3 protein-coding genes and 1 pseudogene are annotated in these 5,095 nt (G+C 50.5%); all 4 read left to right on the top strand.

Translation table 11 applies throughout. The annotated features are described in order from the left end of the window. The first annotated feature begins 15 nt into the window (after positions 1 to 15). Positions 16 to 1,086 (top strand): annotated as a pseudogene (locus tag OES20_18695) (IS3 family transposase). A gap of 287 nt (positions 1,087 to 1,373) precedes the next feature. Beyond that, a complete protein-coding gene (locus tag OES20_18690; protein ID MDH3636720.1) occupies positions 1,374 to 2,120 on the top strand; it encodes a porin family protein in 747 nt (248 codons plus the stop codon). Between the two features lie 363 nt (positions 2,121 to 2,483). Then, positions 2,484 to 3,614 (top strand): cysteine desulfurase, encoded by a 1,131-nt coding sequence (locus OES20_18685; GenBank protein MDH3636719.1) that lies wholly within the window; start codon positions 2,484 to 2,486, stop codon positions 3,612 to 3,614. Between the two features lie 478 nt (positions 3,615 to 4,092). After that, the coding region (locus OES20_18680) for a saccharopine dehydrogenase NADP-binding domain-containing protein (protein MDH3636718.1) at positions 4,093 to 5,095 on the top strand (1,003 nt) is incomplete at its 3' end.

Genomic DNA, 5,095 nt, shown 5'->3' with positions numbered 1-5,095 from the left:
CTGGGAGGTCCCAAAATGAAGCGCAAGCGCTACTCCGAAGAGAAAATAATTTCGATCCTGAAGGAACACGAAGCCGGCGCCTCGGTGCCTGACATCGCCCGCCGTCACGGCATCGCCGAGAACACGATTTACCGCTGGAAGTCGAAGTTCGGTGGCATGGAGGTCTCCGAAGCCAAGCGCCTTCGTGAGCTTGAGGCCGAGAATGCCAAGCTCAAACGCCTGCTGGGCGAAGCCGAACTCGACAAGGCGGCACTGAAGGAGCTGCTCGAGGGAAAGTGGTAACGGCCGCGCATCGACGTCGGGCCGTGGAACACCTCAAAAACCGTCGATACAGCGAACGCAGGGCCTGCCGCCTGGTCGGCTTTAGCCGTTCCGCAATCCTGGCGCCCGCTAAAAGAGCGGAAAGACGAGCCCTTACGCTCGCGCCTGAAGCAACTGGCCGAACGTTATCCTCGATACGGTTACCCGACATTACACGATATGCTCAGGACCGAAGGTCTGGTCGTCAATCCAAAGCGCACCTATCGCCTCTATCGGGAAGAAGGCCTACAGGTTCGCACCAAGCGTCGTAAGAAACTCATCCGGCCGCGGCTCCCGATGCTGGTGCCGGATACCGTCAACCAGCGCTGGTCGATGGATTTCGTCTCGGACCAGCTCGCTAATGGTCGCCGATTCCGGATATTGAATATCGTCGATGACTACTCTCGCGAGATCGTCCTGCAAATCGTCGACTTCTCGATCTCGGGTTATCGCCTGGCCCGAGAACTCGATCAGCTCGAGCGCAAGTTACCGAAGACGATTGTCTGCGACAACGGCCCCGAGTTTACCTGTAAAGCCATGTTCTTCTGGGCGAAGAGAACTGGAACCAAACTGCACTTCATCCAGCCAGGAAAACCGACTCAAAATGCATTCGTCGAATCGTTCAATGGAAAGTTCAGAGAGTACTGCCTGGACATGCACTGGTTCGCCAGCCTGGCCGATGCGCGATCAACCATCGACGACTGGCGATCCCATTTCAATCACGTCAGACCGCATCGATCACTGGGCAAAATACCGCCAGCAGTGTTCGCTGCACGAGTTGCCTGATATGATTAATTTCCCACATCAGGGATGGCTCTCATCATGGGGTACGGTCATCTGGAACTGGCCGAAGATTGCCTTCCAGTACTGTTCATTGAGCGTCTCCTTTGGAGAAAGTAGGCCTTTTAATCCTGCGAGTCAGTGGCAATAATCGACCCATAACAAACTCTCACTATAAATATTGATTCGTATCAGTATGCCAAATCAAAACTCATGATTTGCTTACTAGCATGTTACTAATAATCCGGTCTATTCAGTAAAAGTGGGTACCCTGTGGGAGAGAGGTCAATTATATGAAACCTGTCGACATCCGCTGCTTAATGCTTTTTATATTATCAATATTGAGTTTTCCATCCTTTTCTGGAAGTGACTCTGAATACGGAGATATCATAAAAAACACACCGGAATATAAAGAGATCACAAATCCGAAAAATATTGATCACGACAATGATCGTCATCAACACTATTACCACTATCCCTATCACTATCACGATCCCTTTTACCGCCCAGCGTATCCACCTTCCTCTGCGTATTATCGACCAACTGGTTCGGGGCGTGTTGGTTTAGCCGGGGCTTTCTATCTTGGTGTTACCATAGGAGAGTCTGAATTTGATTATGATGATATCGAGGATGGCGATGCATCGATTTTTCGTTTTGGGTATCGGCCTGAGGACAGTCGTTTGGGTTATGAGCTGTCTTTTTTCAATTCTGGGGATTCGGAAGTAACGAGTTTGACCGATATTGACGTTCAAGTTGAAACAATCAATCTTGTACTAACGGTCAATAGTTCAAGGAATAACAAATCACGGCTGAATCTATTTGGCCAGGGTGGTATTTATTTCGCTGATACTACTTTATCCGGACCATTTGATAGCGTAAGCGAGAATAGTAACGGGTTTTTACTTGCAGCCGGTGTCGAGATTATGCTCAATCGTCATTTCAGTCTTAGAGTTGAAGCTTATAATTTGTTTGATGTTGAAGATTTTGCAAATGACGAATCAATCTCATCATTCAATTTGGGCGGAAATTTTATCTTCTAATCTACGCGGGGGGTAGGAAGCATAAACGCAATGCCCGGTCAGTGAGTAACCGCAGTTGTAGTTAGTTGAGAAGCGCGATGAGCGCTTGTTGTTAATTCAAAGTGGCTGTATCCGTGTCAATGGTTGAGCGTCCGCTGCTGGCCGAGATACGAAGCTCAATACACTCTTTTCAGCGTCAGCTATCGGGAAAATAGACCCCAGGTGTCTTGTGTTAAGTAGCTGAATACAAACAGAGGTCACCACTAAAAAATTGGGGATCAACCGATTTGTAACCAGTACAATCAGAAAGGCTAAGACCGATTAGATATTTTCAGTTACTTAATGGTAGTAGCTCGGATGAAATCATACCAGGAGAAGCACAACATGAACGCACCCACCTATCTCGACTACAACGCCACCACACCGGTCGATCCTATGGTTGTTGATGCTATCGAACCCTATCTACGTCTTCACTTTGGCAATCCTTCATCCACCCATGTTTATGGTCGTAAAGCACATCGGGCGGTGGAAGAGGCACGCGAAAAAGTGGCTACCTTGATTGATGCCCAAGCTGACGAAGTCATCTTTACAGGATGCGCCACCGAGGCCAATAATCTGGCCATACGTGGTGCGACCCGGGCGTTACGTGACAAGGGACGACACATTATAACCAGCGCGGTTGAACACCCTGCCGTAGAGCAGCCATTTCGACGTCTGGCTGACGATGGCTGGAAGGTATCAGTAATTCCAGTGGATAAGTATGGTCAGGTCAATCCCGCTCAGCTAGCGGATGCCCTGCGGGACGATACGGTTCTGGTTTCTATCATGCATGCCAACAACGAGGTAGGCACAATCCAGCCAATCGAAGAGATAGCGACCATAACTCGCCCGAGGGGCATCCTTTTACATACCGATGCCGCGCAATCTGTGGGAAAAATTCAGGTTTCGGTTGATGATCTCGGTGTCGATCTTCTTACGCTTGCTGGACATAAATTCTATGCGACAAAAGGGGTAGGTGCACTTTACGTGCGACGTGGTACACCAATGCAGCCAGTGTTGGTGGGTGCGGGCCATGAAGCGGGTTTACGGCCGGGTACGGAGAATGTGCCTGCCATTGCAGGACTGGGTGAGGCGGCCCGTATCGCGTACGAAAGCAATCCAGAGCATACTCGGCAGCTGCTCATTCTACGTGATCAGTTACACACACTGCTAGCTGAGGCCATTCCCGAGCTGTGCTTGAACGGGCACCCCGAACAGCGCCTGCCTAACACCTTGAATCTCTCCTTTCCGGGAGTAGATGGTCGAGACCTTCTGGTGCATGCAGCGGCCGAGGTAGCCGCCTCGGTCGGCTCGGCCTGTCACGAGGACGACGAAACGGTGAGCGGCGTTCTGGGAGCGATGGGGATTGAAGCAGGCCGTGCCCGTGGCGCGGTGCGTTTATCCCTCGGCACACCTACCACCAGCTCAGATATCGAGCGTGCAGGAAAGGCGCTAATCGCTGCCTGGCAGGTGTAAAGAATTAGACGGATAATTTTCGATCGAATCCTGGTTACTTCTACAGACATAATTTTTGAATTGATGAGTGTCGCCTCTTGGCCGAAGGTTACCGCCTACCAGCGCTTACCGAGAGTCTGCTAACGAGAAAACAGACGCTCAAACTCAATTCATCAGCGGCGATAACCGACCCAAAGCGGTCGTACATAACTATGATCCCTTCCCCATTGAACAAAGAGCAATATTCAGGCTAGAAAGCAATAGTCGCATGTTTAATGAATTGCATTGACTGATATCAAGATGAGAAGAACCAACCAGATTTATCTTTGAACTGTCGGTCATGGATATCCATCTCGACACCCTTCTGTGGCTTTATAGAAGCAGTTGAGTATCAAGTCTTTTTTGCCTCAAATGCGAAAACATCAAATTAAACCGATGAAGATTGACGTACACCACCACATATTCCCAGCGCAACAGGAATAAAATCGGAACTTCGATAATGACCAGGAAACCCAAATTCGATATTGTCCTCTGGGGCGGGTCCAGTTTTGTCGGCAGGCTCGTAGTAGAGCACTTGTACCAAAAATATGGCGTTGATGACGGTCTTCGCTGGGCGATAGGTGGGCGAAATAAGCGGAAATTAGAAGCCACGCGCGCTTCGTTAGACCCCGGCGCGGAAGCGCTTCCCATCATTATCGGTGATGCTCGCGATCGCCAATTTCTCGGTTCTATGGTTGAAAGCACCAAAGTGGTGTTATCGACAGTTGGCCCATATGCACTCTATGGCAAGGAGCTCATCGAGGCATGTGCGGTCAGTGGGACCGACTATTGCGACTTAGCCGGCGAGATACCATTTATCGAGGAGATGATAGATCGACACGCCGTTCAAGCGCGAGCTTCCGGCGCCAGGATACTAAACTGTTGCGGCGTCGATTCCTTGCCTTCAGATTTGGGTGTCTGGTCTCTCAACGAAATTGCACGAAAGCAATTTGGCTGCGGGCTCACGCATGTAACGAATGAAGTGAAGTCATTCAAGGGACAATTTAGCGGCGGTACCATCTCAAGCCTCGGCGGTATGCACAATGACGCTGCGCGCGACGACAAGGTGGCGTACATTCTAAAAAACCCTTACGCCATCTGCCCGCCGGGCCGGCGTAGCGGCGTAACCCAACCAGATATTGAGGTTGTTCGGCGCTCTGAATCCGGCGCATGGCTTGGACCCTTCTTCATGGCGATCGTGAATACGCGGGTGGTACATGCCACGAACGCGCAGTTGGACTATCCGTACGGAACCGATTTCACTTACGACGAAGGCTGGGACCTGGGCAGCAGGCCTGCTGCTCGCTTTCTGGCATTAGTTTCCCAGCTGTTTTATTGGGCATACAGATCGGGCCCGATGCGCGCATTGATGAATGCTGTCCTGTTACCCAAGCCTGGCGAGGGGCCATCAAGAAAAGCGCGTGAAAAAGGCAAATTTGAGTTTCAATTAATTGCTCGAACGC

This window comes from Gammaproteobacteria bacterium (assembly GCA_029862005.1).
GTDB lineage: Bacteria > Pseudomonadota > Gammaproteobacteria.
Note: the sequence above shows the minus strand (reverse complement) of the source record. Positions and strands in the feature narration are given on the sequence as shown.